This is a genomic window from Micromonospora sp. DT62 (genome assembly GCF_049847285.1).
Lineage (GTDB): Bacteria > Actinomycetota > Actinomycetes > Mycobacteriales > Micromonosporaceae > Micromonospora > Micromonospora reichwaldensis.
This window is the reverse complement of record NZ_JBNCOB010000002.1, coordinates 296,730-323,299: the sequence shown is the minus strand read 5'-3', so window position 1 is coordinate 323,299 and position 26,570 is coordinate 296,730. Positions and strand designations below refer to the sequence as shown.

Annotated in this window: 24 protein-coding genes; 11 read left to right on the top strand and 13 right to left on the bottom strand. The window is 73.6% G+C overall.

The annotated features are described in order from the left end of the window. Window positions 1-155: 155 nt before the first annotated feature. The gene (locus tag ACPXCB_RS04985) at window positions 156-995 is read right to left on the bottom strand and encodes a thrombospondin (protein WP_425872597.1); all 840 of its coding nucleotides are present in this window, start codon (window positions 993-995) and stop codon (window positions 156-158) included. Window positions 996-1,182: 187 nt separating this feature from the next. Between ACPXCB_RS04985 and ACPXCB_RS04980 the strand changes: the two genes are divergently transcribed. Further along, a complete protein-coding gene (locus tag ACPXCB_RS04980; RefSeq protein ID WP_425872596.1) occupies window positions 1,183-1,992 on the top strand; it encodes an Fpg/Nei family DNA glycosylase in 810 nt (269 codons plus the stop codon). Window positions 1,993-2,016: 24 nt separating this feature from the next. Here the strand turns inward: ACPXCB_RS04980 and ACPXCB_RS04975 are convergent, their stop codons facing one another. The 6 genes from ACPXCB_RS04975 to ACPXCB_RS04950 form a co-directional block, all read right to left on the bottom strand. After that, complete coding sequence (locus ACPXCB_RS04975; RefSeq protein WP_425872594.1) at window positions 2,017-2,901, bottom strand: aminoglycoside phosphotransferase family protein; 885 nt, start codon at window positions 2,899-2,901, stop codon at window positions 2,017-2,019. 199 nt (window positions 2,902-3,100) lie between these two features. Further along, complete coding sequence (locus ACPXCB_RS04970) at window positions 3,101-4,519, bottom strand: WGR domain-containing protein (RefSeq protein WP_425872592.1); 1,419 nt, start codon at window positions 4,517-4,519, stop codon at window positions 3,101-3,103. A gap of 120 nt (window positions 4,520-4,639) precedes the next feature. Next, window positions 4,640-6,019: an FAD-dependent oxidoreductase gene (locus ACPXCB_RS04965; RefSeq protein WP_425872590.1), complete on the bottom strand. Its 1,380-nt coding sequence runs from the start codon at window positions 6,017-6,019 to the stop codon at window positions 4,640-4,642. A 13-nt stretch (window positions 6,020-6,032) separates the two neighbouring features. Continuing rightward, window positions 6,033-7,181, bottom strand: coding sequence for a carboxylate-amine ligase (locus ACPXCB_RS04960; RefSeq protein ID WP_425872588.1), 1,149 nt, complete (start codon window positions 7,179-7,181; stop codon window positions 6,033-6,035). 148 nt (window positions 7,182-7,329) lie between these two features. Further along, window positions 7,330-7,677 carry a hypothetical protein gene (locus ACPXCB_RS04955; protein ID WP_425872890.1) on the bottom strand — a complete coding sequence of 116 codons (348 nt, stop codon included), beginning with the start codon at window positions 7,675-7,677 and terminating at the stop codon, window positions 7,330-7,332. A 38-nt stretch (window positions 7,678-7,715) separates the two neighbouring features. Next, window positions 7,716-8,186 (bottom strand): hypothetical protein, encoded by a 471-nt coding sequence (locus tag ACPXCB_RS04950; RefSeq protein ID WP_425872587.1) that lies wholly within the window; start codon window positions 8,184-8,186, stop codon window positions 7,716-7,718. 316 nt (window positions 8,187-8,502) lie between these two features. On the opposite strand from ACPXCB_RS04950, the gene ACPXCB_RS04945 reads away from it, so the two are divergent. The 4 genes from ACPXCB_RS04945 (at window position 8,503) to ACPXCB_RS04930 (ending at window position 12,698) form a co-directional block, all read left to right on the top strand. Continuing rightward, window positions 8,503-8,796: a DUF6412 domain-containing protein gene (locus ACPXCB_RS04945; protein WP_425872585.1), complete on the top strand. Its 294-nt coding sequence runs from the start codon at window positions 8,503-8,505 to the stop codon at window positions 8,794-8,796. A 93-nt stretch (window positions 8,797-8,889) separates the two neighbouring features. After that, entirely contained in the window at window positions 8,890-9,639 is a 750-nt protein-coding gene (locus tag ACPXCB_RS04940) for a YidC/Oxa1 family membrane protein insertase (protein ID WP_425872583.1), read from the top strand. Between the two features lie 71 nt (window positions 9,640-9,710). Next, window positions 9,711-11,135 carry a carbohydrate-binding protein gene (locus ACPXCB_RS04935; RefSeq protein ID WP_425872581.1) on the top strand — a complete coding sequence of 475 codons (1,425 nt, stop codon included), beginning with the start codon at window positions 9,711-9,713 and terminating at the stop codon, window positions 11,133-11,135. A gap of 159 nt (window positions 11,136-11,294) precedes the next feature. After that, window positions 11,295-12,698, top strand: coding sequence for a chitinase (locus ACPXCB_RS04930; RefSeq protein ID WP_425872579.1), 1,404 nt, complete (start codon window positions 11,295-11,297; stop codon window positions 12,696-12,698). A gap of 202 nt (window positions 12,699-12,900) precedes the next feature. Here ACPXCB_RS04930 and ACPXCB_RS04925 read toward each other — a convergent pair whose 3' ends face one another. The 3 genes from ACPXCB_RS04925 to ACPXCB_RS04915 form a co-directional block, all read right to left on the bottom strand. Then, window positions 12,901-13,557 (bottom strand): DedA family protein, encoded by a 657-nt coding sequence (locus ACPXCB_RS04925; protein WP_425872577.1) that lies wholly within the window; start codon window positions 13,555-13,557, stop codon window positions 12,901-12,903. Between the two features lie 84 nt (window positions 13,558-13,641). Further along, a complete protein-coding gene (locus ACPXCB_RS04920; RefSeq protein ID WP_425872576.1) occupies window positions 13,642-14,244 on the bottom strand; it encodes a DUF1349 domain-containing protein in 603 nt (200 codons plus the stop codon). 104 nt (window positions 14,245-14,348) lie between these two features. Next, the gene (locus tag ACPXCB_RS04915) at window positions 14,349-14,903 is read right to left on the bottom strand and encodes a hypothetical protein (RefSeq protein ID WP_425872575.1); all 555 of its coding nucleotides are present in this window, start codon (window positions 14,901-14,903) and stop codon (window positions 14,349-14,351) included. 203 nt (window positions 14,904-15,106) lie between these two features. Here ACPXCB_RS04915 and ACPXCB_RS04910 point away from each other — a divergent pair, with 203 nt between their 5' ends. The 3 genes from ACPXCB_RS04910 (at window position 15,107) to ACPXCB_RS04900 (ending at window position 19,961) form a co-directional block, all read left to right on the top strand. After that, complete coding sequence (locus ACPXCB_RS04910) at window positions 15,107-16,699, top strand: class I SAM-dependent methyltransferase (RefSeq protein WP_425872573.1); 1,593 nt, start codon at window positions 15,107-15,109, stop codon at window positions 16,697-16,699. A 119-nt stretch (window positions 16,700-16,818) separates the two neighbouring features. After that, on the top strand, window positions 16,819-18,156 hold the full coding sequence (locus tag ACPXCB_RS04905) for a M23 family metallopeptidase (RefSeq protein ID WP_425872571.1): 1,338 nt from the start codon (window positions 16,819-16,821) through the stop codon (window positions 18,154-18,156). A 152-nt stretch (window positions 18,157-18,308) separates the two neighbouring features. Beyond that, window positions 18,309-19,961 (top strand): alpha-amylase family protein, encoded by a 1,653-nt coding sequence (locus ACPXCB_RS04900; protein WP_425872569.1) that lies wholly within the window; start codon window positions 18,309-18,311, stop codon window positions 19,959-19,961. Between the two features lie 49 nt (window positions 19,962-20,010). On the opposite strand, the gene ACPXCB_RS04895 is transcribed toward ACPXCB_RS04900, so the two are convergent. Then, on the bottom strand, window positions 20,011-21,594 hold the full coding sequence (locus ACPXCB_RS04895; RefSeq protein WP_425872568.1) for a DUF4139 domain-containing protein: 1,584 nt from the start codon (window positions 21,592-21,594) through the stop codon (window positions 20,011-20,013). Window positions 21,595-21,706: 112 nt separating this feature from the next. On the opposite strand from ACPXCB_RS04895, the gene fabG reads away from it, so the two are divergent. Next, window positions 21,707-22,465 carry a 3-oxoacyl-ACP reductase FabG gene (gene fabG, locus ACPXCB_RS04890; protein ID WP_425872567.1) on the top strand — a complete coding sequence of 253 codons (759 nt, stop codon included), beginning with the start codon at window positions 21,707-21,709 and terminating at the stop codon, window positions 22,463-22,465. 80 nt (window positions 22,466-22,545) lie between these two features. On the opposite strand, the gene ACPXCB_RS04885 is transcribed toward fabG, so the two are convergent. Both ACPXCB_RS04885 and ACPXCB_RS04880 read right to left on the bottom strand, forming a co-directional pair. Beyond that, window positions 22,546-22,968, bottom strand: a complete 423-nt coding sequence (locus ACPXCB_RS04885; protein WP_151456210.1) for a hypothetical protein — start codon at window positions 22,966-22,968, stop codon at window positions 22,546-22,548. Further along, entirely contained in the window at window positions 22,961-23,356 is a 396-nt protein-coding gene (locus ACPXCB_RS04880) for a hypothetical protein (RefSeq protein WP_425872565.1), read from the bottom strand. The genes ACPXCB_RS04885 and ACPXCB_RS04880 overlap by 8 nt, the downstream gene beginning before the upstream one ends. A 302-nt stretch (window positions 23,357-23,658) precedes the next feature. On the opposite strand from ACPXCB_RS04880, the gene ACPXCB_RS04875 reads away from it, so the two are divergent. Both ACPXCB_RS04875 and ACPXCB_RS04870 read left to right on the top strand, forming a co-directional pair. Beyond that, the gene (locus tag ACPXCB_RS04875; RefSeq protein ID WP_425872563.1) at window positions 23,659-25,068 is read left to right on the top strand and encodes a glycosyltransferase family 2 protein; all 1,410 of its coding nucleotides are present in this window, start codon (window positions 23,659-23,661) and stop codon (window positions 25,066-25,068) included. A 90-nt stretch (window positions 25,069-25,158) separates the two neighbouring features. Then, window positions 25,159-26,385 (top strand): glycosyltransferase, encoded by a 1,227-nt coding sequence (locus ACPXCB_RS04870; RefSeq protein ID WP_425872561.1) that lies wholly within the window; start codon window positions 25,159-25,161, stop codon window positions 26,383-26,385. Window positions 26,386-26,570 lie beyond the last annotated feature (185 nt).

Here is a 26,570-nt window from a genome sequence, read left to right as displayed (position 1 = left end):
CCTGTCGGTGTGTCCGGCCGGAAGGCGGGCCCGGAAAACACTTCGGGGGCGGCGAATCGCCGCCCCCGAAAAGGGTTGCCCGGCTGGTGAACCACCAGGCTGGTCGGGCGTCGCCGGTGAACCACCGGCGCTGCCGGCGTACCGGACAGTGCCCGCTAGAAGCGGTCCACAAACTGTGAGTCGAGCCACTCGCGGAACCGCTGCACCCAGTCCCCGTCGGTGGTCGGCCAGTCGAACTGGCCGGTCATCGCCAGCACGCCGAGCACCACCGCGCCGAGGCCCAGCGCGACGCCGAGCAGCGCGTCGGTCTTGCCGGCGATGTGCCGGCGACGGGTGGCCATCAGGCCCAGCACCGCGAGGACCGCGCCGAGGGCGCCGAGGGCGATGCCGTACCCGGCGAGGCTGCCGGTGAGCACGAAGAGCGCCCCGGCCACGCCGACGATCAGCCCCAGCGTGGCGAGGATGCTGGCCCGGGGCTTCGGGCCGGCGACCACCGCCCGCTCCGGCTCGCGGTCGGGAACGCCGTCGCCGTCGCGGTCGACGGGCCGCTCCACGGTGTCCCCGTCGAGCGCGCGGTCCCGGTCCGTCCGGGCGCCCAGCGCCGCGTTCCGGTCCAGGTCGGTCGTCCGACCGCCGAGGGTCCGTTCGAGGGCCGGTTCGGGCTCGGTGCTCCGGGGGACGCGTCGGTGGTCGTCGTCGGTGGGCCGGGCCGTGGCCGCCCGGGCGACGGCCGCCCGCTCGGCCGCCCGCCGCTCGGCGGCGCCGTCCCGTCCGGCGCCGTCGGGCGCGGCGCTGCTGCGGTAGGTCGTCTGCTCGCCGTCCCGGTCGGTGACCACCGGACGGCTGGGCCCGCTGCTGCCGTCCGCGTCGGCCCGTGGCGCGCCGTCCCGGCCGGTGCCGGCGGGAGCGTCACGGCCGTCGACGTGGCCGTCGAGGTTCTCGTCCCGTGTCGGCGCCTCTTCCGACCTGCGGGACAGCGAGGGAATCTTCACCACACACACCTCCTCGTGAATGCGTGGTGGCCGATGCAACGACTCGCCGCCCACGCGGTACACGTCCGCAATACCCAGGTGGTCGTTCTCCGACACGGATACCTAGCCGGTCGTTCTCTCGGGCGGGGCGCGAGCACCCGCAGCACGCCACGGTCGGCGGCCCCGCGAGTCGCACGTATCCTTGGCACCCGTGCCAGAGGGACACACCATCCACCGCCTGGCGGCGCGGCACGCCGAGCTGTTCGGCGGGGACAAGCTGCACGCCGCCAGCCCGCAGGGCCGCTTCGCCGAGGGCGCGGCCCGCCTCTCCGGCACCGTCCTGGAGAGCACCGAGGCGTACGGCAAGCACCTGCTGCACCACCACGCCGAGGAGCTGACCCTGCACGTGCACCTCGGGCTCTACGGCAAGTTCGCCGACGGCGCCGGGGAGCCGCCGGAGCCCGTCGGCCAGGTGCGGCTGCGGCTGACAAGCGACCGGCACTGGCTCGACCTGCGCGGCCCCACCGCCTGCGAGCTGCTCACCCCGCCCGAGGTCGCGGCGCTGCGGGCCCGGCTCGGCCCCGACCCGCTGCGCGCCGACACCGACCCCGAGCGGGCGTACGCCCGGATCTCCCGCAGCCCGACGCCGCTGGCGGCGCTGCTGCTCGACCAGTCGGTGGTGGCCGGCACCGGGCTGATCTTCGTCACCGAGGCGCTGTTCCGGGCCGGGCTGCCGCCGACGCTGCCCGGCCGGCGGCTGACCCGCGCCGGCTGGGACGCGCTCTGGGCCGACCTGGTGGCGCTGATGCGGCTCGCCGTCACACGCGGCCGGATCGACACCGTCCGCGACGCGCACCTGCCCGAGGCGATGGGCCGCCCCGCCCGCGTCGACCGGCACGGCGGCGAGGTGTACGTCTACCGCCGCCCCGGCGATCCCTGCCACGTCTGCGCCACGCCGGTCAGCCGGGGCGAGCTGGCCGGCCGCAACCTCTACTGGTGCCCCACCTGCCAACCGTCCTGACCGCCGCCCACGCCGACGTCGGTCTCACCGGGGACGCGCGGCGAGCAGCCAGCGGACCACCTCGACCTGGTTGGGGAAGACCTGCCCCTCGCCGATGCTCCAGGCCAGCGTCTGCCCAACCGTCCAGCCCCACACCCGCTCCCGGTCCAGCCCCAGCTCCGCGCTGAGCCGGTCCAGCCGGTGCCGGACGGCGTCCGGCGAGTGCCCCAGCTCCGCGCCCCGCACCAGCGGCACCACCCCGAACTCGCGCTCGCCGGTCAGCGGCTTCGGGTCGATGACCAGCCACGGCTCCCGGGTCGCCCGCAGCACGTTGCCGGCGTGCAGGTCCTGGTTGACCAGCACCTGCGCGCCCTGGCTGTCGACCAGGTCGGCCAGCAGCCCCAGCGCCGCGTCGAGCAGCCGCCGCTCGTAGGGCCGGCCGGCCCGCTCCCAGTTGGCCGGCAACCGTTCCGCCCAGCCAGCTGCCTCGTCGGCGAGCGGGGTGAACGGCGCACCGGCCGGACGCCAGACCCGGGGCAGCAACTCCACCGCCGCGTCCAGCGCCGCGTCGGCGGGCAACTCGTGCAGCGGCGTGCCGGGCACGCACCGCTCGACCAGCAGCGCCCGCCGCTGCGGGTCGTGCCCGAGCAGCCGGGCCGCCCCCACCCCGGCCCAGCACTCCAGTGCCGTCGCCTCGTGGACGCTGTCGGGGTCCGGGTACTGGAGCTTCAGCACCGTCGGGGTGCCGTCGGGCAGCTCCGCCGGCAGGGCCAGCGAGGCGAAGGCGTACGGGAAGGGCGGCCCGAGCCGCAGCGACCAGCGTTCGGCGCAGGCGGCCAGGCGCTCCGGCAGCGCCGCCAGCCACTCCCGCCCGGCCGGCGTGCCCCGCACCCAGCCCAGCCCGTCGGGGATCAGGAGTTCGGAATCCACCCGGCCATCCTTCACCAGCGCCCGCCCATACCGCACCATCGATTCCCCGCCCACCGCCGGTGGTGGTGATCAAGAGGTTCGGTTCCGCAACGGATTTCGAACCGGACGCAAACCTCTTGATCACCGCGTCGGGGAAGAGTCGGGCGGCGGAGGGGACGAGGCGGGCGGCGGAAGGGAGGGGGCGGGGGAGGGAGCGCTGTCAGCGGAGGCGGCGGATGTCGCCGTGGGCGCGGTAGAAGCCGCCCCGGCCGGACTCGCGGACCTGGGTGACCAGGTAGCGCGCGCCCGGCTCGCGGATGCCCTTCGGGAACTGCACGGACCAGTCCCGGTGGTAGCCGGGGGAGACCACGTGCACCCGCAGCCGGCCCCCGTCCTCGACGCACTGCACGACCACGCCGCCGCCGACGTCGCTGGTCACCTCGACCGTCGTCCAGGCCGCCGGCTCCGGCATCCGGGGCGGGGCCTTGACGTCGACCACCTCCGGCACGCTGCCGGCCTCCGCCGCCCGGATCGCCGGCTCGCTGGCGTCGATGCAGGCCAGGTGGCCGCTGGTGGTGACGACGTAGAGCCGCTCCTCGTGGTACTGCATCGAGTAGGCCGAGCCGCAGCCGGTGCCGAGCTTCCACAGCCGGTTGCCGGCCGCGTCGAAGCAGTAGATCGAGGACTGGCTGTCGCCGGCGAAGACGAACCGGCCGCCCTCGGCCGTGGCGCAGGAGAAGACCGGGGCGTCGCAGCGGTAGGTGCGCTCGGCGCGGCCGTCCTTCGCCAGCCGCACCACCTCCCGGGTGCCGGTGCCCGCGAAGACCGCGTCGCGCTCCTGCCAACCGAAGAGCACCGATCCGGTACGGGTGTGCCACCGCTCCTGGCCCGTCCGCCAGTCGTAGCTGGTCACCCCCTGGGAGTGGCCGTGGTAGAGCGCGTCGGCGTCGCAGCGCACCATCCACGCCGACCGGCCGCGCCCCTGCCGGCGCCAGAGGAACTCGTCCTCGTGGTCGACGGCGACGATGCCGCCGCCCGCGTCGGAGACGCCCAGCACCCCGTCGTGGATGTCCAGCCAGTAGATGTCGATCTCCGGCGCGATCTCGTAGGCCACCCGGGGCACCTTGCCGGACAGGTCGTAGACGTTGCCGTCGTCGCAGCCCGCGTAGATCCAGGCGTCGTCGGCGACGATGCACTTCACCCCGTCGGGGAGGCGGACCTGGTCGAGCACCCGGGCGTCGTGGCCGAGCGTGGTGATGACCCCGCGCTCGTTGCCGACCATGCAGCTCTGCCCGTCGACGAAGATGCCGAAGGCGGGGGCGCCGGAGTCGTAACGCCACAGCACCGGGGCGGTGCGGGCGGTGGAGCGGGTGCTGACGATCTGCCGCCGGGAGACGGCGCGCTTCTGCCGCACGCCGCGTACGGCCGGGGCGTACCCCTTGCGGACCTTCTCGCCGATCTTCTTCGCCGCCGCCGCGCGGGCCTTGGCGTTGTCGGCGTAGGCCGTGGTCTTGAGCTGTCCCTGGTCGCCGATCCGGCCGTAGCGGACGGTCAGCGCGGCGTCGTCGACGACGACCTCGTAGAACTTGTGCGCACCATCCGCTTCGGACAGTTCGAGGTAGGTCGTCTCCTGCGGCATGGGGGCCTCCGAGGGGGATCAGCGACCGGCCTGGCGTGACCGGTGGGGCGCGAGCGGGCACACGCTAACCACCACCCCCGACATGCACGCGAAAAACGGCCCCTTCCTCACACCTGACGCTCAGCGGCCGACGGCGGCCAGGGCGTCGACGGCCTTGCGGGCGGCGATCAGCACCGGGTCCCAGACCGGGGCGTACGGCGGGGCGTAGCCCAGGTCGAGCGCGGTCATGTCGTCCACCGTCATGCCGTTCCACAGCGCCACCGCGAGGGTGTCGATCCGCTTGGCCGCCTCGGACCAGCCCACGATCTGCGCCCCGAGCAGCCGCCCGCTGGGCTTCTCCGCGATCAGCTTCACCGTCATCGGCCGGGCGCCCGGGTAGTAGCCGGCGCGGTTGGTCGACTCGACGATCACCGAGACGAACTCGAACCCCGCCGCCGCGGCGTCCTTCTCGCGCAGCCCGGTGCGCCCCACCTCCAGCTCGCAGACCTTGGTGACGGCGGTGCCGATCACCCCCATGAAGGTGGCGTACCCGCCGCCGATGTTGATGCCGGCGACCCGGCCCTGCTTGTTGGCGTGGGTGCCCAGTGGCACGTGCACGGGCAGCCCGGTGACCCGGTGCACGGTCTCCACGCAGTCACCGGCCGCCCAGACGTCCGGCACCCCCTGCACCCGCATCCGACGGTCCACCCGGATCCCGCCGGTGGTGCCCAGCGGCAGCCCGGCCGCCTCCGCGAGGGCGGTGTTGGGGCGTACGCCCAGGCCGAGGACGACCACGTCGGTGGGGATGGGCCCCTCGGCGGTGACCACGGCGGACACCCGCCCGTCGGTCTCCTCCAGGCCGGTCACCCCGAGGCCGGTGCGGATGGTGATGCCGATGCTCCGCATCGCGTCCGTGACCAGCTCGGCCATGTCCGGGTCCACGGTGGCCATCGGCTGCTCGGCCTGCTCGACGAGGGTGACGGTGAGCCCGCGCTGGATGAGCGCCTCGGCCATCTCCACGCCGATGTAGCCGCCGCCGATCACCACCGCCCGGCGCGGCCGGGGCTCGGCGTCCAGCCAGTCGCGTAACGCGGCGCCGTCGTCGAGGGTCTGCATCCCGAAGACCCCGCCGGCGTCGGTCTCCGCCCAGCCCGGCTTCTTGGGCACCGCCCCGGTGGCGTACATCAGGGTGTCGAAACGCTCCCGGACCTCGCCGCCGCCGTCGAGGTCCCGGGCGGTGACCTCGCGCCGGTCGAGGTCGATGGCGGTCACCTCGTGCCGGAGCCGGACGTCGATGTCGAACTTCTCCCGGAACGTCTCCGGGTCGCGGGCGATCAACTGGTCCCGTTCGGGCACCAGCCCGCTGATCCAGTACGGGATGCCGCACGCCGAGTACGACGTGAAGTGCCCCCGCTCGAAGGCGACGATCTCCAGGTCGCCGCGGTCCCGGCGGCGTCGCGCCTGCGACGCCGCCGCCATTCCCGCGGCGTCCCCACCGATGACGATCAGCCGTTGCGCCACGTTCACCATCCTGTCACGAGCGGCCCGCGCCACGGGTCTGCCGCGCGACGTCCTCCACCACGTCCACGAGCCTGCCGGTACGCGCGAAGACGGCGCGCTGCCGGGCCGCCCCGCTGCCGTGCCGGCGCAGCCCGGCGACGAGCCCGGTCACCTCGTCGAGGTCGCCGTGCCGTTCCAGCGCCGGGCGCAGCCGCTCGATCAGCTGGTCGAACAGCTCCCAGGCCGGCCGCAGCTCGCCGTCGGTCAGGTCGACGCCGTTCCCCTCCAGCCCGTCGTGGGCCGCCCGCCAGTGCGCGGCGACCAGCAGGTGGTGATCGGTGCGCAGGGCCGGCCGCCCGGCGGCGATGTCGTCCATCGCGGTCGCCACCATGGCCCGGACCAGCGCGGCGACGAGCACCGCGTCGTCCACCGACGGGCAGACGTCACCGATCCGGATCTCCACCGTCGGGTACTTGGCCGACAGGCGGGCGTACCAGTAGAGCATCCCCTCGTCGAGCATCACGCCGCTGGCGATGAGCTGCCGGATCAGCCGCTCGTAGTGCTCGTGGGACTCCAGGAACGGGGTGGGCGCCACGGACGGCCAGCGCTCCCACTCCACCGACCGCCAGCTCGCGTACCCGGTGTCCTCGCCCCTGGCGAAGGGGGAGTTGGTGGTGGCCGCGTGCAGCACCGGCAGCCAGGGCCGGACGTGGTTGAGCACCTGCACGCCGGTCTCCGGGTCGGGCACCCCGACGTGCACGTGCATGCCGTTGTTGCCGGGGCCGGGGACCAGCAGGCGGAACCGCTCGATCATCCGGTCGAAGCGGGGCTTGTCGACCACCGGGGGCACCGGACCGTCGACCGGCCCGGTGCCGATGGCGAGCAGCCGTACGCCGGCCCGCTCGGCCGCGTCGGCGAGCGCGGCCCGCAGCACGCCGAGGGAGTGCCGGATCGAGGAGAGTTCCAGGCCGGGCGGGCTGCCGATCTCGATCTGGCTGGTCTGGAACTCCCGCTCCACCTGACCGCGCAGCTCGGGCGGCACCTGCTCCATGACGAGGTCGACAGCGGGCACCGCGGCCCCGGTGTGCGGGTCGACGAGCAGGAACTCCTCCTCGACACCCACCGTGAGCAGGTCGGTCCCCTCGGTCGTTCCGCTCGGAGCCTCCGCCACCTGGCCGGTCATCGTCACCACCGTCCGTTCGCGCCCGGCAGCGGTCCGTCCGCGCGGGGTCGGTCAGTGGTTACCCACCGTGCGGAGGCGGAGAAACGCGGTCCCGGCGTGTCGCCCGTCGCGCGCGGGCACGGGGATCACGCCGCGCGCGACCCGCAGGTCATCGTGGCCCGCGGTCCTCGCCGTCGCGCACCAGGGCGCGGACGCGGCGCAGCGTGGCGTCCGGGGCCAGGATGGCCGCCCGCCACCGGTCCAGGGTTCGGCGCAGGTCCCAGACCGTCGCCTGCAGCTGCCGTTCCTGCTCGCGGGCCGAGTCGAGCTGCGCCCGGGCGAGCAGCGCGGCCTCCTCCAGCTCGGCGACCCGGGTGCGCAGCGGCTGCACCAGCGTGAGGGCGGCGTCGGTGAGGGTGTCGGCGGCGTCCGCCTTGAACTTGCCCCGCTGCACGATGACGGTGGCGATGACGGCGAGACCGCCGGTCCCCCCGAGCACGCCGAGGACGGAGAGCAGGACCTGCACCCAGTGCGGGGCGGACGTCGCCGAGGTGTTCACGTCCCACCCCTGGCGGAGAAGGTGCCACCGACGCCCACCCCGGCGAACTGGGTGGCCTGGCCGGCCCGGGTCAGCCGGCGCAGGTCGAGCGCGATCTGGACGGCGCGCCACCCGGAGCCGGCGGCCACCGCGACGACGAACGACATCGCCGCGACCCCCTGCGCGCCGGCGACCACCGCCAGGGCGACGGCGTACATGCCGGTGATCGTGCCCAGCACGAGCACCGACGCGAGTTCGATCCCGAGGCCGGTGGAGAGCCGGCCCGGCCAGAGCACGCCGAGCAGCCCGGCGACGCCGGCCACGATGAGGCCCGACTCCCACCCCGCCTGGATGGGCCCCGGCATGGCCATCTCCACCGACTGCGGCCGGACGTCGAGGACGATCAGGAGGACCCCGCACACGGGAGCGGTCGCCATGATGGCGATCTCGAAGGGCTGGTGCCTCGATCGGATTCGGTTGTGGGGCACGGCAGCTCCTCAGAATGGCCCGCCACCTCGTCGAGGCGGCCCGTCGGCCGGGGCGGGCGCCCGGTGCCGACGGTGTACCGGGAGGACCCGCTCCCACCGCCCGGGTCGGCGTGGCATCCCGACGACGCGGAGGCACACCGGCGACCGAGAAGGACGACACACCGACGTCAGCTGTCGACGCACCCAAGTCGTACCACTTCCGCCGCGCCTCCGTCCACCCCGGACCTGTCGTATAAGCGCAGGTCAGAGCGGGTGTGGAGGGCTCGTTGCGCGAACTGGGCCGGGTGGCGTGACAGCGGGTCCTAGGCTGGGCGGCGTGCCGGGGCTGCTGGGGATCGTGCTGGGGACGTGGGCGTACGCCCTCGCCCACCTGACCCTGCTCGCCGACCGCCCGGCCGGGTTGCTCGCCGGGGCCGCGCTCGCCGCGGTGGCGCTGCTCGCCGTCGCGCTCGCGGCGCACGCGGCCGGCGTCGTCGACACGCCCCGGGCCGGCCGCGCCGCCGCCCTGCGCGCCCGGGCCCGTCGCCGCCGGGTGCCGCGGCAGGTCGACCCGGACGCCGCCGGGCGTCCCCGTCCCCGCGCGCCCGGGCTGCTCCCCTCGGCCGCGTAGCACCGCCGCGCGGCCGATTCCGCCGCCATCCGCCCGTCCGGCGACCCGCCTTCCCGCCGGACCGGCACCCGGAATCGGACCGAGGGGTCACCCATGCTCGCCTTCGCACCTCTGCACGACGCCGTCGGCGCCGCCGGCCGCGCGCTCACCTGGTTCACCACCCTGCTGGAACCGCTGGCCGGCGACGCGGCCACGGCCGCCGCCATCGTCGCCCTCACCGTCGTCGTCCGGTTGCTGATCTCGCCGCTCACCCTCATGCAGGTCCGCGGGGAGCGGCGCCGCGCGGCGCTCGCCCCCGACGTCCGCGAGCTTCAGCGGCGGTACGCGGACGACCCCACCCGGTTGCAGGGCGAACTGTTCGCGCTCTACCGGGCCAACGGCGCCAGCCCGGTGTCCGGCTGCCTGCCGCTGCTGCTCCAGGCCCCGTTCCTGCTGGTGATGTACCGGCTCTTCACCACCACCGAGGGCGGCACCGGGCTGCTGGCCGAGCGCCTGGCCGGTGTGCCGCTGGGCCACCACCTCGGCGACGGGGCGGTCGGCGGCGCGCTGCCACTGTTCGGCGCCCTGCTGGCGGCCCTGCTCGCGCTCGCCTGGTGGACGTCGCGGCGGATGCGGCGCGCGGCGGCGGCGACGGGAACGGTGGCCGGTACGCCGACCGAGGGGCCGGGCGCGGCCGTGTTCGGCCGGCTGCTGCCGCTGCTGCCGTACACGACGGTGCTGGTGGCGCTGGTGCTGCCGCTGGCCGCGGTGATCTACCTGGTCACCACCACCGCCTGGTCGGCGGGGGAGCAGGCGGTGCTGCGCCGCCCGCGGCCCGAGCCGGCCCGCATCGATGGGCGTTGACATCTGTGGAGTCGGCACGTACAACTCGTGAGAGAGCGCTCTCTCGCCCGTCCCCGCAGAGAGGCACGTCAATGACACCTGCCCCGGCGGCGCCCGCCGCCCTGCCCCCGCGACGCCGGCTGACCCTGGCGTTGACCCTCCTCACCGCCGCCGCGACCGCCCTGGTCGGCACGACCGTGACGGCGAACGCCGCCGTCCCGGCGCCCGCGCCCGGCTGGAGCCTGGTGTGGAGCGACGACTTCACCGGCGCGGCCGGCACACTGCCGTCCGCCGGCAACTGGATCATCGACACCGGCACCAGCTATCCCGGCGGCCCGCCGAACTGGGGCACCGGGGAGATCCAGACGTACACCAACAGCACCGCCAACGTCAGTCACGACGGCGGCGGCAACCTGCGGATCACCCCGCTGCGCGACGCCTCCGGCCGCTGGACCTCGGCCCGGATCGAGACCGTGCGCAGCAACTTCAAGCCTCCGTCCGGCGGCGTGCTGGCCATCGAGGGCCGCATCCAGATGCCCAACGTCACCGGGGCCCAGGCGTCCGGCTACTGGCCGGCGTTCTGGGCGCTCGGCTCGCCGTACCGGGGCAACTACCAGAACTGGCCGGGCATCGGCGAGTTCGACGTGATGGAGAACGTCAACGGCCTCAACTCGGTCTGGGGCGTACTGCACTGCGGCGTGGCCCCCGGCGGGCCGTGCGACGAGTTCAACGGCATCGGCGCGTCCCGGGCCTGCCCTGGCAGCACCTGCCAGTCGGCCTTCCACACCTACCGGTTCGAGTGGGACGCCTCGGCCAGCCCGCAGCAGCTGCGCTGGTACGTCGACGGCCAGCTCTACCACTCGGTCAGCCAGTCCCGGGTCGGCGAGCCGTACTGGTCGCAGATGACCAACCACGCCGGCTACTTCCTGCTGCTCAACGTGGCGATGGGCGGGGCCTTCCCGAACGGCGTGGCCGGTGGTGCCACGCCGACCGCCGCCACCGTCCCCGGCCGTCCGATGCTGGTCGACTACGTGGCGGTGTACAGCCGGGGCGGCGGCACCACGCCTCCGCCCACGACCCCGCCGCCGACGACGCCGCCGCCCGGTGGGGTGCGCGACGCGTACGCGACGATCCAGGCGGAGTCGTTCAACGCGCAGAACGGGGTGCTCGTCGAGGCGTGCGCCGAGGGTGGGCAGAACATCGGCGCGCTGCGCAACGGCGACTGGGTGCGGTTCGACAACGTCGAGTTCGGGGCCACCCCGCCACGCGACTTCGTCGCCCGCGTCGCCTCCGGCGCGGCGAGCGGGGTCAGCGGGCTGGTGGAGGTGCGGCTGGACAGCCCGACCAGCCCGCCGATCGGCAGCTTCGCGATCGGGAACACCGGCGGCTGGCAGAGCTGGCGCTCGGTTCCCGGCAACGTCGCCGGCCCGACCGGCCGCCGGACGGTCTACCTGACCTTCAACAGCGGGCAGCCCGCCGACTTCGTCAACGTCAACTGGTTCACCTTCCGCCGCTGAGCCCGCCCGCTCGGCCCGCTGGGGCCGGCTGAGCCCCGTGGAGCCCCCGGCCGTCGCCGGGGGCTCCCGTCGGCCTGCTCTGGACAGAAACAGTTAACACTCCTAATAATGAGCGTCAATGTTGATGCCGATGGATGGCGTCCGGGTGTGGAGGGTGTCGTGAAACGACCTAGATCTCTGGTGTTCTCGCTGGTCACAGCCGTGGTGGCGGCGCTCGGCGCGGTGTGGGTGGCGATGCCCGCGTTCGCCGCCGGGGTGACCGCCAGCTTCGTCAAGACGTCCGACTGGGGATCGGGCTGGGAGGGGAAGTACACGATCACGAACGGCGGCGGGTCCACGGTCGACGGCTGGACCGTCGCCTTCGACCTGCCGGCCGGAACCACTCTCGGCAGCTACTGGGACGCGCTGCTGACCTCGTCGGGCCAGCGGCACACCTTCACCAACCGGTCCTGGAACGGTCGCCTCGCCCCGGGCGCCTCGGTCTCGTTCGGCTTCCTCGGCGCCGGGCCGGGCTCGCCCACCAACTGCCAGCTCAACGGCACGGCGTGCGGCGGCGGCACCAGCCCCACCACCGCGCCGCCCACCACCGCACCGCCGACGACCGCGCCCCCGACCACCCCGCCGCCGACCACGCCGCCCCCGACGAGCCCGCCGCCGAACACCGGGCTGCCGAAGCACATCCTCACCGGGTACTGGCACAACTTCGACAACCCGGCCGTCGAGCTGCGGCTGCGTGACGTGCCGGCCGAGTACGACGTCGTCGCGGTCGCCTTCGCCGATGCCACCGCCACCCCCGGCGCGGTCGCCTTCGCCATCGACCCCGGCCTGTCCACCGCCCTCGGTGGCTACACCGACGCCGACTTCTCCGCCGACGTGCGGACCCTCCAGTCCCGGGGCAAGAAGGTGATCATCTCGGTCGGTGGCGAGACCGGCCGGGTGGCGGTCAACGACGCCGCCTCCGCCGCCGCGTTCAGCGACAGCGTCCACGCGCTGATCCAGCGGTACGGCTTCGACGGCGTCGACATCGACCTGGAGAACGGGCTCAACCCGACCTACATGGCCCAGGCACTGCGCTCGCTGCGGGCCAAGGTGGGCGCCGGACTGATCATCGCGATGGCCCCGCAGACCATCGACATGCAGTCACCGGCCAGCAGCTACTTCAAGCTGGCGCTCGACATCCAGGACATCCTCACCGTCGTGAACACCCAGTTCTACAACTCGGGGGCGATGCTGGGCTGCGACCGCAACGCCGCGTACGCCCAGGGGACGGTGAACTTCATCGTCGCGCTGGCCTGCATCCAACTGGAGGCCGGGCTCCGCCCGGACCAGGTCGGCCTCGGCCTGCCGGCCGGTCCCGGGGCGGCCGGCGGCGGCATCGTCGCGCCCAGCGTGGTCAACGCGGCGCTGGACTGCCTGGCCCGGGGCACCAACTGCGGCAGCTTCCGCCCGCCGCGCACCTACCCGGGCATCCGTGGCGCGATGACCTGGTCGGTCAACTGGGACGTGAGCAACGGCAACACCTTCGCCCGCACGGTGGCCCCCCACCTGGACACCCTCCCCTGACCCCTCCCCACCCCTCCTGACCCCGCCGCTCCCCGCCGATCCTGCCCCCGACCTTCCCCGCCCGCGCCGCGTCAGCGGCCCAACAGGGTCGATCATGCAGTTGTGGTGGTCCGCATAAGCCGTGTATGCGGTCACTTCCGGCACTACAACTGCATGATCGGCGGGGCGGACTGGGGCGCGGCGGGCGGGTGGGGGTGGGGAGTCAGGGGGTGGCGTCGGCGTGGGTGCGGCGGCGACGGGTCTTCTTGATCACCCACCAGGCGATCATCACGACGAAGACGGCGATGATGCCGTAGTCGAACCACTTGCTGTACTGCTCGATCTGCTGCCAGCGGGAGCCGAGCGCGTAGCCCAGGCCGACGAAGAGCGCGTTCCAGATGCCACTGCCCAGCGTGGTGAACACGATGAACTCCGGCAGCGGCATCCGGTTGGCCCCGGCGGGGATGGAGATCAGGCTGCGGACCACCGGCATCATCCGGCCGAAGAGCACCGCCCACCGGCCGTGTCGCTCGAACCAGCGGTCGGCCTTCTCCAGGTCGTCCCGGTCGACCAGGGGCAGCCGGTCGAGCCAGCGCTTGAGCCGGTCCTCGCCGGCAGCCGCGCCCAGCCAGTAGAGGACGAGTGCCCCGCCCAGGGAGCCGGCGGTGGCGGCGAGCCCCACCAGGATGACGTTGAACCGTCCCTCGCTGGCCAGGTAGCCGGCCATCGCCAGCACGATCTCGCTCGGGATCGGCGGGATGATGCTCTCCAGGGCGACCAGCAGGGCCACGCCGACGGCGCCGGCCGCGTCGATCACCCCCGCCACCCACCCGGTCAGGCCGCCGAGTTCGGTCGGGTCGACGTTCTCGGCGAGTGCCATCGCGATCCTTTCGGCCGGGTCCGATCAGAGACATCTACCCTGCGGCCCGGCCGCCACACCTGCCCGTGAGTCGGGCCACCGGGTTCATCCCTCCGGGTGCAGCGCCGCGTCGGCCAGCCCGCGCCGCCAGCCGGTGAACCGGATCCGCAGGCCCGCCCGGGTGGGGGAGCAGCAGTACGGCCCGGCCGTCGCCACCGCCTCCGGGGCCAGCGGAGCGAGCCGGACCAGCCGCCACGGCTCGTCGTCGGCGCGGGCCCGTACGGTGAGCGCGTCCCCGTCGCGGCTGACCCGGACGGTCACCTCCCGCCCGGCCCACCTCGGCACGCCGGCGACCGACCAGTCGGAGACCTCCCGGGTCACCACGGCGCCCACCTGCGGCTGGCCGTCGCTGACCTCCACTCCGGCCTTGACCCAGTTCCGCTCGTCAACCCGCACCAGCACGCCGGCCTGGTCGAACTGCTCGTCGTAGTCGAGCACGAAGGCCACCTCCATCGCCTCGCCGGCGGGCAGCGGCGCGAGCAGCGCCGGGGCGTCGTCGTGGACGAAGCCGTACGAGGTGTGCCGCCACAGGTCGCTGCCCTCGGCCGGCTGCACCAGCAACTCGCCCGCCGGCCCGTTCTCGACCCGCACCGGCTCGTTCCACCACTCACCCTCGGCCCAGTCGACCGGTCGCTCCGCGTCACCCATGCCGGCGACCGTACCGCCGTGGCCCGCCCGGTCGCCGGCACGGGCCCGGTCGCGTCGGGCGGCTGCCGGCCCGGGTGACCATCCGGTGTCGCGTGGCGGTGCCGTCAGCCGGCGGCACACACGTCCCGGAGGTGCTGGGCGTCGCGGTCCGTCCTGGCCTGCACCACCTCGTAGTCGCTCGCGACCATGCCGGACAGGATGAAGCGCAGCTCGGAGAAGTCCTGCGACAGTGCCACCGCGGCCTGGTGGACGCCGCCCTCGGCCTGGAGACTCGCGCCCATCATGCCCTGGTACGCGGTCGTGGCGGCGGCCTCCCGGCTCTGCCGGGTCGAACCCGAGGTCCGGTAGAACCGGTCGACGACGGCGAGCGCCTCCTCGCAGCCGGCCGGTTGCAGCGGCGCCAACGACGGCAGTCGACCCGGGGCGGGCGGCCGCGGCGTCCTGGTGACGGGGTGGTCCTTCGTGGCGTCCGCCGCGGGCGCGGTCGTCTGGTCCGACGGGGTCCGGTCGGGGCTGGCCTGGGTGGGCGTGGTCGGGTCGGGCCCCGGTGACGGCCCCGCTCCGGCTCCCGAGACCGGCGGCGGCGCGGAGGGCTCCCGTGGCAGCACGTACGTGAGCAGGGTGAGCACGGTGGCCACCACACCGGCGATCGCGCCCACTGCGGCCCAGTCCGGGCTGCGCGACGCGGAGCCGGCTCCGGACGGGTTGCGCCCAGATCGTTGACTGCTGATGTCTCCAATGTAGCGGCGGGCCGGTCCGGGGGCGGTCCCCGTTCTCCGCCGAGGGCTCCCGGCCCGCCGCCGGGTCGATGCCACCCACCCCTGCCGCGCACCGCACGCGGGGCATCGGCTAGGAACGTGCCATGCCCCGCTACCTGCTCTTTCCCGGCCGCCACCACCTGTTGACCCGCTTCCAGGCCGGGTACCTCCGCCAGCTCGCGGCGCAGGGCGACGGCCCCCTCGCCGACGGTGACGGCACGACCGGGAGCGGGGAGGCCAGCGGGGCGACCGGGAGCGAGGACGCCGGTGGGGCGACGGTGGTGTGGGCCGTCACCTCGGCCAACCACGAGAACACCCGGCGCAACCCGGTCCCGTACCACCGGCGGGAGGCGGCGATCGAACGGTTCAGCGTGCTCGCCGGGCTCCGGTCGGTGGTGGTGCCGGTGTTCGACACCGTACCGACGGACAGGTTCGCCGAGGTGACCCTGAAGACCGTCGCGGCGTCCACCGGGTTGGAGCTGACCCCGGCGGACACGGTGGTCGCCTGCTCCACGCCGGAGGTCGCCGCGATGTATGAGCGGCTCGGTTTCCGGATCGCCGGGGTGGAGGCCGACGTCGAGCCGACACCGGTCCGGCCGTGGGACGTCCTGCTGCGGCTGGCCGACGACGACCCGTCGTGGCGGGACCTCACCCACCCGGCCACCGTCGACGTGTACCGCCGCTACCGGCTCGACGACCTGGTCCGCTCCGTGGTGAACGACCCGGTGGTCGGCGACGAGGGCGGACTGACCACCACCCGCGACTACCGGACGTACGCCGAGGCGTTCAGCGACGCCGCGCAGCGCAAGTGGGACGCGGTGCGCGAGCACGTGCGACCGGGGCGGATCGTCGACGTCGGCTGCGGCGCGGGCGCCGTCCTGGAACTGGCCGACCGGGAGCCGGCCCTGCGGGAGAGCGACCTGATCGGCGTCGAGGTGGCCCGGCACCTGTTCGAGGAGTGCGTCCACAAGAAGGCGCAGGGCGTCTTCGCCAACCCGAACGTCTTCTTCTACCGGCGCAACGTGCTCGGCGGGGCGGTGTTCGCGCCGCGCTCGGTGGACACCACGATGACCTTCGCGCTGACCCACGAGATTTGGTCGTACGGCGAGCGGATGGCCTCGCTGCGCCGGTTCGTGCAGGCCCTCTACGACCACACCGTGCCGGGCGGGGTGTGGATCAACAGCGACGTGTGCGGGCCGGACGGCCGGGACCGGACGGTGCACCTGCGCCTGGCCACGACGGACGGCGGCAACCCGCCCCGGCCCCGTGCCGATCTGGCGGACCTGCCGCCCGGTGAGGTGACGGCGTACGTCGACGCGCTGTCGACCCGGGCCCGGCTGGACCAGTTCGCGGTCGACTACCGGTTCCCGTTCGCGTACCGCCCGGTGGACGGGGCGGACGGCGTGGTCGAGTTGACCCTCGGCGCGGCGATGGACTTCCTCACCCGCAAGGACTACACCGACAACTGGCTGTCGGAGACGCAGGAACAGTTCTGCGGCCTGGAGTACGCCGACTGGAAGTCGTTGCTCACCGACGTCGGCTTCGAGATCGACGCCGCGAGCGCGACGTCCCGCAACGACTGGATCGTCACCAACCGCCTCGCCCCGGTGGCCGCCCTCAGCACCCCGGCCGGCGAGCCGCTGGACTGGCCTGTCACCCACGTGCGCCTGATCGCCCGCCGTCCGGTCAACACCTGACGGCCCCGGCCCGAAGGTCCCCGCCGTCGCAGCACGGGCGCGGGGGAGGACGCCGGCGACTCCTTCGTCTATCTTGTCTCCGCAGTTGTATCGATGCCGATGAGATCGTGAGGCATGGCGTGACCAAGGAGACAGCGGGTAGGCGGCTGCGGGCGCTGACGGTGGCCGCGGCGGTCCTGTGCGGACTTGCGCTCGTGCCGGCGCAGCCGGCGGCCGCGCAGACCGGGGCCATGATCCAGCCGGTGGGTGGGCGGGTCACGGGGGTGTTGTCGAACAGGTGCGGCGCCACCGACAGCGACCACTACGGGGTGGACCTCGCGGGGAACGGTGGGACGGCGATCGGGGCCGCCTATCCGGGCACGGTCGCCTTCGCCGGTTGGACCTCCGGCGGGGGCAACTCGGTGACGCTCTCGCACGCCGGCGGCTACCAGACCCGCTACCTGCACATGGTGCAGCCGGCCTCGGTCGCGCTCGGGCAGCAGGTCGGGCAGGGGCAGGTGCTCGGGTACGTCGGCAGCACCGGCAACTCGACCGGCCCGCACCTGCACTTCGAGATCCGCCGCAACGGCGCGGTCCACAACATCGCCCCGGCGTACGCCTGCGGCGCCACGGTGACCAAGGGCGCGCCGATCAACCTTCCGTTCCCGGACCTGACGCCGGCCGGGGCCGCTCCCGACCGGTTCGCGTTCGTGAACTCGGCGGGGGTGTTGTACGCGAAGGATGGCGCGTACTCGTCGTGGCAGGCGGTCAACGCCGGTGGGGCGACGAAGGTGGTGCTCTCCGGCAACTGGATCGGTTGGGTGCAGGGTGGGAACTTCTATGTCAAGGACGGTGTGTACGGGCAGTGGTTGACGCTGGCCGGGGGCGGGCAGGTGCGGGACATCGCGGTCAGTGGTGACCGGTTCGCGTTCGTGAATTCGGCGGGGGTGCTGTTCGCCAAGGATGGCGCGTACTCGTCGTGGCAGGCGGTGAACTCGGGTGGGGCGACGAAGGTGGTGCTCTCCGGTAACCGGATCGGTTGGGTGCAGGGTGGGAACTTCTATGTCAAGGACGGTGTGTACGGGCAGTGGTTGACGCTGGCCCAGGGCGGGCAGGTGCGGGACATCGCGGTCAGTGGTGACCGGTTCGCGTTCGTGAACTCGGCGGGGGTGCTGTACGCGAAGGATGGCGCGTACTTGTCGTGGCAGGCGGTCAACGCCGGTGGGGCGACGAAGGTGGTGCTCTCCGGTAACCGGATCGGTTGGGTGCAGGGCGGGAACTTCTACGCCAAGGACGGCATCCAGGGCGGGTGGCTCACCCTGGCCGAGGGCGGGCAGGTCAGCGACGTCGCGGTCGGCGGCGACGACTGGTTCGCGTTCGTCGGCGGCGGGAACTTCTTCGCTAAGCAGGGCGTCTACGCCGGGTGGCTGACGATGGCCGGCGGCGGGCAGGTCGGCGACGTCGACATCGCCACCTGACGGGCCGCGCCCGACGGCCTGGCGGTGCGGGCGAGGTCGTGCCCGCACCGCCAGGCCGGCGCGCTGCCGACACACCTGCCGGGCCACCGCGGAACTCGGAGCGCCGGGCCCCGGTGTTTGCGGGCAGCCGGGATCGGAGACATTAGCTCGGCATGGCTGACAGGTGGTACTCGGAGGCGGTCGTCTACTGCCTCGACATCGACACGTACGCGGACTCCGACGGCGACGGGGTCGGTGACATCCGGGGGCTCATCGGCCGGCTGGACTACCTCGCCCGGCTGGGCGTGACCTGCCTCTGGCTGCACCCCATCCACCCGTCGCCCAACCGCGACGACGGGTACGACGCGACCGACTTCTACAACATCGACCCGCGCTTCGGCACCCTCGGGGACTTCGCGGAACTGCTGCACCAGGCGCAGAACCGCGGCATCCGGATCATCATCGACCTGGTCGTCAACCACACGTCGAACGAGCACCCGTGGTTCCAGTCCGCCCGTTCCTCGCCGGACTCGCCGTACCGGGACTGGTACGTCTGGGCCGACCACGAGCCGAGCGACCGGCACCAGGGCATGGTCTTTCCCGGCGAGCAGCACGAGACGTGGACCTACGACCGGACCGCCAAGGCCTGGTACTACCACCGGTTCTACAAGTTCCAGCCGGACCTGAACTTCACGAACCCCGCCGTCCGCGAGGAGATCAAGAAGGTCGTCTCGTTCTGGCTCCAGCTCGGCGTCTCCGGCTTCCGGATGGACGCGGTGCCGTTCATCATCGAGCTGACCGAGCCGGGCAACCCGAACTCGCCGAAGGACTTCGAGTTCCTCACCGAGCTGCGCCAGCACGTGCAGTGGCGCCGGGGCGACGCCGTCCTGCTCGCCGAGGCCAACGTCGAGCCCGACCAGCTGCCGACCTTCTTCGCCGACAGCGGCGGCTCGGGCAACCGCCTGCACATGCTCTTCGACTTCATGCTCAACGGGCGCCTGATGCTGGCCCTGGCCCGGCAGGACCCGGAGCCGATCATCGAGGCGCTGCGGGACACCCCGGCGCTGCCCGAGGGCGGGCAGTGGGCCACCTTCCTGCGCAACCACGACGAGATCGACCTCTCCCGGCTCACCGCCGAGCAGCGCAACCAGGTGTACGCGGAGTTCGGCCCCGACGAGAACATGCGCATCTACGACCGGGGCATCCGCCGCCGGCTCGCCCCGATGCTCGGCAACGACCGCCGCCGTATCGAGCTGGCGTACGCGTTGCAGTTCTCGCTGCGCGGCACGCCGGTGCTGCGCTACGGCGAGGAGATCGGCATGGGGGAGGACCTGTCGCTGCCCGGCCGGGAGGCGATCCGCACCCCGATGCAGTGGTCGTACCAGCCGAACGCCGGTTTCTCCACGGCCGACCCGGAGAAGCTGATCCGCCCGGTGATCGACAAGGGCGAGTTCTCGTACGAGAAGGTCAACGTGACCGCCCAGCGCAGCGACCAGAAGTCGCTGCTCGCCTGGTTCGAGCGGATGATCCGTACGCTCCGCGAGGCCCCCGAGGTGGGCTCGGGCTCGACCACCCACATCGACGTGGCGATGCCGCCAGGCGTGCTGGCGCACCGGGCCGACGGGCGGACCGGCACGATGCTCTTCGTGCACAACCTCGGCACCACCGACGCCGAGGTGGACCTCAGCATGCTGGAGCCGGAGGCGGACCTGCCCATCGACGTCCTCGCCGACCGCAACTACGGCGAGGTCGGCAAGCTGGACCGGCTCAAGGTGGCCGGCTACGGCTACCGGTGGATCCGCCTCTGCCGGGGTCGCGGCCTCTGACCCGGCCGCCACGTCGACGGCCGTCCGCCCCACCCCGGCGGACGGCCGGTCACTCCCGCCAGCCGGCCAGCTCGACCCCCTTGGCGATCTCGACCCGGTAACCCATGGCGATCTCGCCGCTCTCGCCCGGCCCGAGCCGAAGCCGCCAGGTCAGCTCGCCCAACTCGGTGCGTTCGGCCGGCGGCGGGACGAGGGTGGACTCCCGCACGACCACCGCCTCGTCCCGGGACACCGGCAGCTGGTCGCGCACCTCCACGCTCGCCGGCCGGGGCGTGTGGTTGGCCACGCTGATCCGGTACTCCACGTCCCGCCGCCGGGTCGAGCCGAGCGTGGCCCGGGTGTCGGCGCGCCGGCCCAGCTTCCGTTCCACCCGTACCCGGTCGTCCACGCCGAGCGCCAGCTCGGTCTCCTCACCGGGCGCCCACACCGGCAGCCGGGTGGCCGCGACGAAGTCGGCGCCGTGGAAGACCGACGCCGGGCCGGGGAGCAGCGTGTGCGACGAGGTGTTGCGAACCGTCGCACGCAGGTGCGCCTCGGTCGCCAGGACCGGCACGGTCACGTGGTCCAGCCGGGCCGGCAGCTCCAGCACGGCGATGGTGGCCCGGTGGGCGCTGCCGTCCGCCGGCACCGCGACCGGGCGGGCCGGCCGGTAGGTGGCCGCCGTGACCCCCTGCTCGACGGTGGCCACGCTCTCGCGCATCTCGGGGCGCGGCGCGCCGGACCGGGCCACGGCCCCGGCGGGCGCACCGGCGGGAGCCGCGGGGGCCGGCATCGCGCCGAAGCTGGCAGCCCTCGGCATCGGCGGCGGCACCGGCCGGAGCCGGTCGAGATACCAGGGCGTCAGTTCGGGTACGCGGGTCGCCGCCGCCGGCCGGGCCGTCGAGAGTTCGAGTACGCACTCCGGCCAGTCCTCGCCGGTGTCCTGGCTGACCAGCCCGAACCAGGTGACGGTCATGGTGTCGTCGACCAGCCGCAGGTCGTAGGAGGGCTGCCAGCGGGCCCCGTCGATCAGGTAGCTCAGCTCCAGGTCCAGCTCGTCGTCGTCGGCGTCCACGGACACGGTCACCTCGGCGACCAGCTGGTCCGGTCTCCGCTTGCCGCGCGTGGCCTCCAGTTGTCGCCCGACGGCCGCCAGCTCCTCGGTCAGCTCGGTACGCTGCCGGTCCAGCGCGCGACGGCGGCGCTGGGAGTCGGCGAGCTGACCGGCGACCGAGTCGGCGAAGGTGGCCACGTCGGTTGGGGCGGCGTCGCCGGAGGCCAGCGCGCGGGCGTACGTGCCGCCGGCCCGGTCGGCGAGCCGGGTGAGGAACTGCCCCCGCTGCGTCTCGACCTCGCACGCGTCGTCGACCTCGACCAGCGCGTCGGCCAGTTCCCGGCTCCGCTGCTCCAGCTCGCGGACCTGCCCGTCGGTGCTGCGCGCCTGCCGCCACGTCGTGACGTCCACGCCGAGCACCGTGGCGGCGCCCCGCCCGCCGACCCGCAGCGAGTCCCGCCGCAGGCCCATCGGCAACGGTGCGACGCGTACGCGATGCTCACCGGCGGCCAACCGGGTGCTGCCCCGGCGGGTGACCCGGGCCCGGTCCGGATAGACGGTGACCCCGACGACAGGTGCTTCGATCTCCACTGCCTCCACGGCGGCGAGAGTAGCCGGGCGATGCTCGTGACCGGCGTCCCGCGCCGGGCCGGCGTCGGCGTACGGCTGGGTTAAGCTCCTTCGATCGAGCGTAAGTTACCGGGAGGTAGGCATGTCGGAGGAGCAGCGGGTCGCCATCGTCACGGGCGCGGCGCGGGGGATCGGGGCGGCCACCGCGCGGCGGCTGGCGGCCGACGGCCTCGCGGTCGCCGTGGTCGACATCGAGGAGTCGGCGACCAAGGAGACCGTGGAGGCGATCGCGGCGGCCGGCGGCCGGGCGCTCGGCGTCGGCGCGGACGTGTCCGACCGGGCCCAGGTCGAGGCGGCCGTGGCGCGGGTCGCCGCCGAGCTGGGCGCCCCGACGGTGCTGGTCAACAACGCCGGCGTGCTCCGCGACAACCTGCTGTTCAAGATGACCGACGCCGACTGGGACACGGTCATGGGGGTGCACCTGCGCGGCGCGTTCCTGTTCAGCCAGGCCGCCCAGAAGCACATGGTCGAGGCGAAGTGGGGCCGGATCGTCAACCTCTCCAGCACCTCGGCGCTGGGCAACCGGGGCCAGGCGAACTACGCCGCCGCGAAGGCCGGCCTCCAGGGCTTCACCAAGACCCTCGCCATCGAGCTGGGCCCGTTCGGGGTGACCGTCAACGCGGTCGCGCCCGGCTTCATCGTCACCGACATGACCGCCGCCACCGCCGCCCGGATGAAGGTCGACTTCGAGGCGCTCCAGAAGCATGCCGAGTCGGAGATCGCGGTACGCCGGGTCGGCCGCCCCGAGGACGTCGCGCACACCATCTCGTTCCTGGCCAGCGAGGGCGCCTCCTTCGTCTCCGGCCAGGTCATCTACGTGGCCGGCGGCCCCAAGGACTGAGGTGTCAGGAAGGGCCCATTCCTGACGCACAGTGTCAGGAATGGGCCCTTTCTAAACGTCGGGCACCCGCCCGCCGGGGATCAGGCCGCCGGGGCGGGGCGGGTGCGCCAGAGCCAGAGCAGGCCGAGCACCGGCAGGACCAGCGGGATGTAGCCGTACCCACTGCCGAACTGCGACCAGACCGTCTCGTCGGGGAAGAGCTCCGGGTCGGCGAGGCTGAGGGCCCCGACGCCGAGCACCCCGACCAGCTCCACGGCGCAGCACGCGAGGGCGACGCGCCGGCCGGCGGCGCCGGCGCGGGCCAGCCCCACCGCCGCGACGATGTAGATGGCCGCGGCGAGGGCCGAGAGCAGGTACGCCACGGGCGCCTCGTCGAACTTCGTGGCGATCTGGAGGCCCGCGCGGCTCGTCGCGGCGATCGCGAAGAGCAGGTAGACCGCGATCAGCAGCCGTCCCGGGCCGGCGTTGGTCCGCTTCGCCTCCGGGGCGCGTACGTCAGCCACCCAGCACCTCCCAGGTCTGCTGGAGCCGCACGACGACCACCGGCGTGACCAGGCAGACCGCGCAGACGATCGCCGAGCCCCAGCGCGTCGGCTCCATCCGGGCCAGCACCCAGGCCAGCGGCGGCAGGCAGACCACCGTGGCGACGTACCCGAAGAAGGCACCCGGCTCGCCCGGCCGCTCGCCGCCCTCGATGGCCACCAGCGCCACCGCCGCGAGCGCGAGCAGCGCCACCTCCAGCACGGCCAGGCCGGCGAACTGCACCCGGTCCGGTGCGCGGTGCCGCAGCGCCGCCACCAGCGCCCACGCGGCGACGAGGAGCGACAGCACGATCGAGGCGGTCGCGAGGAGCCCGTCCACCGGCGAACCCGCCGACGCCGCGCTGGTCATCGGGGTCGTCCGGGGTGTGTCTCGGTCACCGGCACAGCCTACTAACCCGCGTAGTACACCCCGTCACCCGGCGCCTCCTGTCAGGGGTCCGCCGTCCGCCCGTCCCGGCTCCCCGTGGTCCGACGGCGTCGGGCCGGTGGGCGTGGGAGCGTGTTCTGCCGAGGCGGCGACGAATGTCGGCAAAGGACAGTGGGGTACCCCTATTGACCCCTACTCACGGGTAAGCGGAAGGTCGCGGACCGTTATTCTCGGGCGACGTCGCCACACTCCGACGGCACGTTCGTCTGACGGAGAGGATCGCCATGTCGCTGCCCACCATCCCCCCGGCGCTGAGCGTGGTGATGCCGACCTACCAGGATCCGCAGTGCCTCGCGCTGACCCTGCGGGCGCTGACCCGGCAGACGCTGGCGCCGGAGCGCTTCGAAGTGATCGTGGTCCGGGACGGTGGCTCGTCCGACGGGTACGCCGAGGCCCTCGCCGAAGGTGCCGGCCTCCGCCTGCGCGTGGTGGAACTTCCCCGGCGCAAGGGCCGCTCCACCGCCCGCAACGAGGGAGCGCGGTCTGCCACCGCACCCCTGCTCGTCTTCCTCGACGCCGACTCGTGGGCGGCGCCCGACCTGTTGGAGAGGCACCTGGCGTGGCACAGCACGCCCGGCAACGCCGCGGTGCTGATCGGCCGGCGGGACGAGATCGGCCTCGCGGACCTCCCGGCCGTGCTGGCCGGCGAGTCGGACACGATCGCGCGTGCCTTCCCGCACGGCGGCGACCTGCGGTTCGCGACGGGACTCCCCGACGACGGCGGCGACTGGCTACGGGCCGGCTGGGTGATCGCCTACACGCACAACATCTCGCTCTCCACCTCGCTCTTCACGAAGGTCGGTGGCTACCGCGAGGCGTTCGGTCTCAGCTACGGCGTGGAGGACGTCGAGCTGTTCTACCGCGTGGACCAGAGCCTGCCGGACGGCGTCAACTTCGGCTACGACGACGAGGCCCGGGTCGTCCACCTGCCGCACCACAAGAACATCACCCGCAACTGGATGGAGATGAAGGCCAACTTCCAGCAGGCGGCCAGGCTGTACCCCTGCCTGGAGTGGGAGTTCCTCACCGCGGTCATGGGGTACGAGGCGATCCGGCGGATCCTGCACTACCGGTCGCTCGTCGACGAGTGCGTCGAGCGCTCGGCCTGCGCCATCGGGCCCGCCGTCGCGCGCCTCGCCGGCACGTTGCGGGGACCCAAGGCGCTCTGGATCGGCACCGGCCGCGCCGAGGCGAGGCTGCCCGCCTCGGCGCTCACCTACGACTACTCCGCTCCCGTCGGGCCGGCCAACTTCCACCTGCTCGGCGTGGCCCCACCCATGCCGGCGGGCAGTCTCGACGCGGTGGTCAGCGTCGACTTCTGGCGGTACCTGCTGTGGCCGGAACTCTGCCAGTTCATCTCCGCCTCGGTGCAGCTGGCCGGCGAGGTCCACCTGGTCGCCATCGCCGACGCGACGCCGGGAATGTGCGCCGCCGACCCGCAGACGCTCGACTACCTGCGCCAGGCGCAGGCCGCCGAGTACGTGGCCGAGCTGCGCGCGGTCGAGGGGCTCGGTGACGTGTTGACGCTACGGGCCCGCCAGCCCGTGACCGGCGCCGCGCGCCGGGTGCCCGGCCAGGTCCCCGCCAGGACACGACCCACGGCACTGGCGCCGGGGCGTCCCCCCGCGAGGTAGCAGATCGACGGTGCGGCCGGCCCCGACGTGCGGGTCCCGGCTCGCTGCACCGTGCCCGGATCCGTCGCTACAGCCGGAAAGGCGAGCATCATGCGCGTACTGTTGTCGACCCTCGGGTCACGTGGCGATGTCCAACCACTGGTGGCGCTGGCATCGCGGTTGAAAGCTCTCGGTCTGCAGGTTCGCCTCTGCGCCCCACCGGACTTCGCCCGGTGGGTGGCCACCTTCAAGATTCCGTTCGTGCCCGTCGGCCCGCCCTGGCGCAGGTCGGCGGCGCCCAAGCCGCGGGCCGCCGTACCCCGCCCGTCGCCGGCGCAGGTGCGTCAGCTGGCGGAGTCCTCCATCGGCATCCAGTTCGAGGTGTTGTCGGCGGCGGCCCGGGACTGCGACGCCGTCGTCGCGTCGACCGGCCTCCAGATCGCCGCCCGCACCGTGGCGGAGAAGCGGGGCATACCGTACGTGTTCTCGGCGTTCTGCCCGGCGGCCCTTCCCTCGCCGCAGCACGCTCCGCTGCCGCTGCCAGCCCTCGGGGAGGTGCCCGCGCCCGCGTCGGCCGACAACCGCGAGCTGTGGGCCGCCAACCAGCGGCACGTCAACGACACCTTCGGCGCGCCGCTCAACGCGCTCCGGGCGACGATCGGACTGGTTCCGGTCGAGGACGTCAGCGCCCACATCCACACCGACCAGCCGTGGCTGGCGGTCGACCGGACGCTGGCGCCCTGGCCGGACGCCGCCGACCGGGCCGTCTACCAACCGGGCGCCTGGCTCCTGCCGGACGAGCGGGCGCTGCCGCCCGAGTTGACGGCCTTCCTGGACGCCAGCGACGAGCCGTGCGTCTACGTCGGATTCGGCAGCGTCGCCGCACCCCCGGGTCTGCTGGAGACGGCCGTCCAGGCGGTGCGCGCGGTCGGCTGCCGCCTGGTCGTCTCCCGGGGCTGGGCGCCCCTCTCGCTGGCCGTCCGGGCGCCCGACTGCCTGGTCGTCGGCGAGGTGAACCAGCAGGAGCTGTTCAAGCGGGTGGCCGCGGTGGTCCACCATGGCGGCTCGGGCACCACGACCACGGCCGCGCGGGCCGGGACGCCGCAGGTCGTCATCCCGCAGGTCTACGACCAGCACTACTTCGCGCGCCGCGTGTCCGCGCTCGGCATCGGCGGCGCACACCCCGGCGCGGTACCGACCGTCGAGTCGCTGACCGCGGCTCTCAGCGCCGCACTACGGCCCGAGGTGGCCGCCCGCGCCGGGGCGTTCGCCGCCGCCGTCAGCACCGACGGAGCCCAGGTCGCCGCGGAGCGGTTGACCATCACCCTGCGGAGCTGAGCCGGGTCACCGGCGGGTCAGCCGCGACGACCCGCCGGCGGGCGGACACGTGCCGGCCGGGCGGCACCGGGGAGGGGGCGGCGCGCGGCCGAACCAGCCGCCACCCTGGCCACCGCGCGGGCGCGCCACGACATCCGGCACAGGTCCGGGTTGCGCATGGCCGCGGGTACCGTGGTGTGACTCGA

Coding starts and splice junctions, on each gene's coding strand:
- ACPXCB_RS04970 (WP_425872592.1), bottom strand. CDS start 4,519: ATGCCGCAGGAGACGACCTACCTCGAACTGTCCGAAGCGGATGGTGCG.
- ACPXCB_RS04960 (WP_425872588.1), bottom strand. CDS start 7,181: ATGACCGGCCAGGTGGCGGAGGCTCCGAGCGGAACGACCGAGGGGACC.
- ACPXCB_RS04940 (WP_425872583.1), top strand. CDS start 8,890: ATGCTCGCCTTCGCACCTCTGCACGACGCCGTCGGCGCCGCCGGCCGC.
- ACPXCB_RS04935 (WP_425872581.1), top strand. CDS start 9,711: ATGACACCTGCCCCGGCGGCGCCCGCCGCCCTGCCCCCGCGACGCCGG.
- ACPXCB_RS04925 (WP_425872577.1), bottom strand. CDS start 13,557: ATGGCACTCGCCGAGAACGTCGACCCGACCGAACTCGGCGGCCTGACC.
- ACPXCB_RS04920 (WP_425872576.1), bottom strand. CDS start 14,244: ATGGGTGACGCGGAGCGACCGGTCGACTGGGCCGAGGGTGAGTGGTGG.
- ACPXCB_RS04910 (WP_425872573.1), top strand. CDS start 15,107: ATGCCCCGCTACCTGCTCTTTCCCGGCCGCCACCACCTGTTGACCCGC.
- ACPXCB_RS04900 (WP_425872569.1), top strand. CDS start 18,309: ATGGCTGACAGGTGGTACTCGGAGGCGGTCGTCTACTGCCTCGACATC.
- fabG (WP_425872567.1), top strand. CDS start 21,707: ATGTCGGAGGAGCAGCGGGTCGCCATCGTCACGGGCGCGGCGCGGGGG.
- ACPXCB_RS04880 (WP_425872565.1), bottom strand. CDS start 23,356: ATGACCAGCGCGGCGTCGGCGGGTTCGCCGGTGGACGGGCTCCTCGCG.
- ACPXCB_RS04875 (WP_425872563.1), top strand. CDS start 23,659: ATGTCGCTGCCCACCATCCCCCCGGCGCTGAGCGTGGTGATGCCGACC.
- ACPXCB_RS04870 (WP_425872561.1), top strand. CDS start 25,159: ATGCGCGTACTGTTGTCGACCCTCGGGTCACGTGGCGATGTCCAACCA.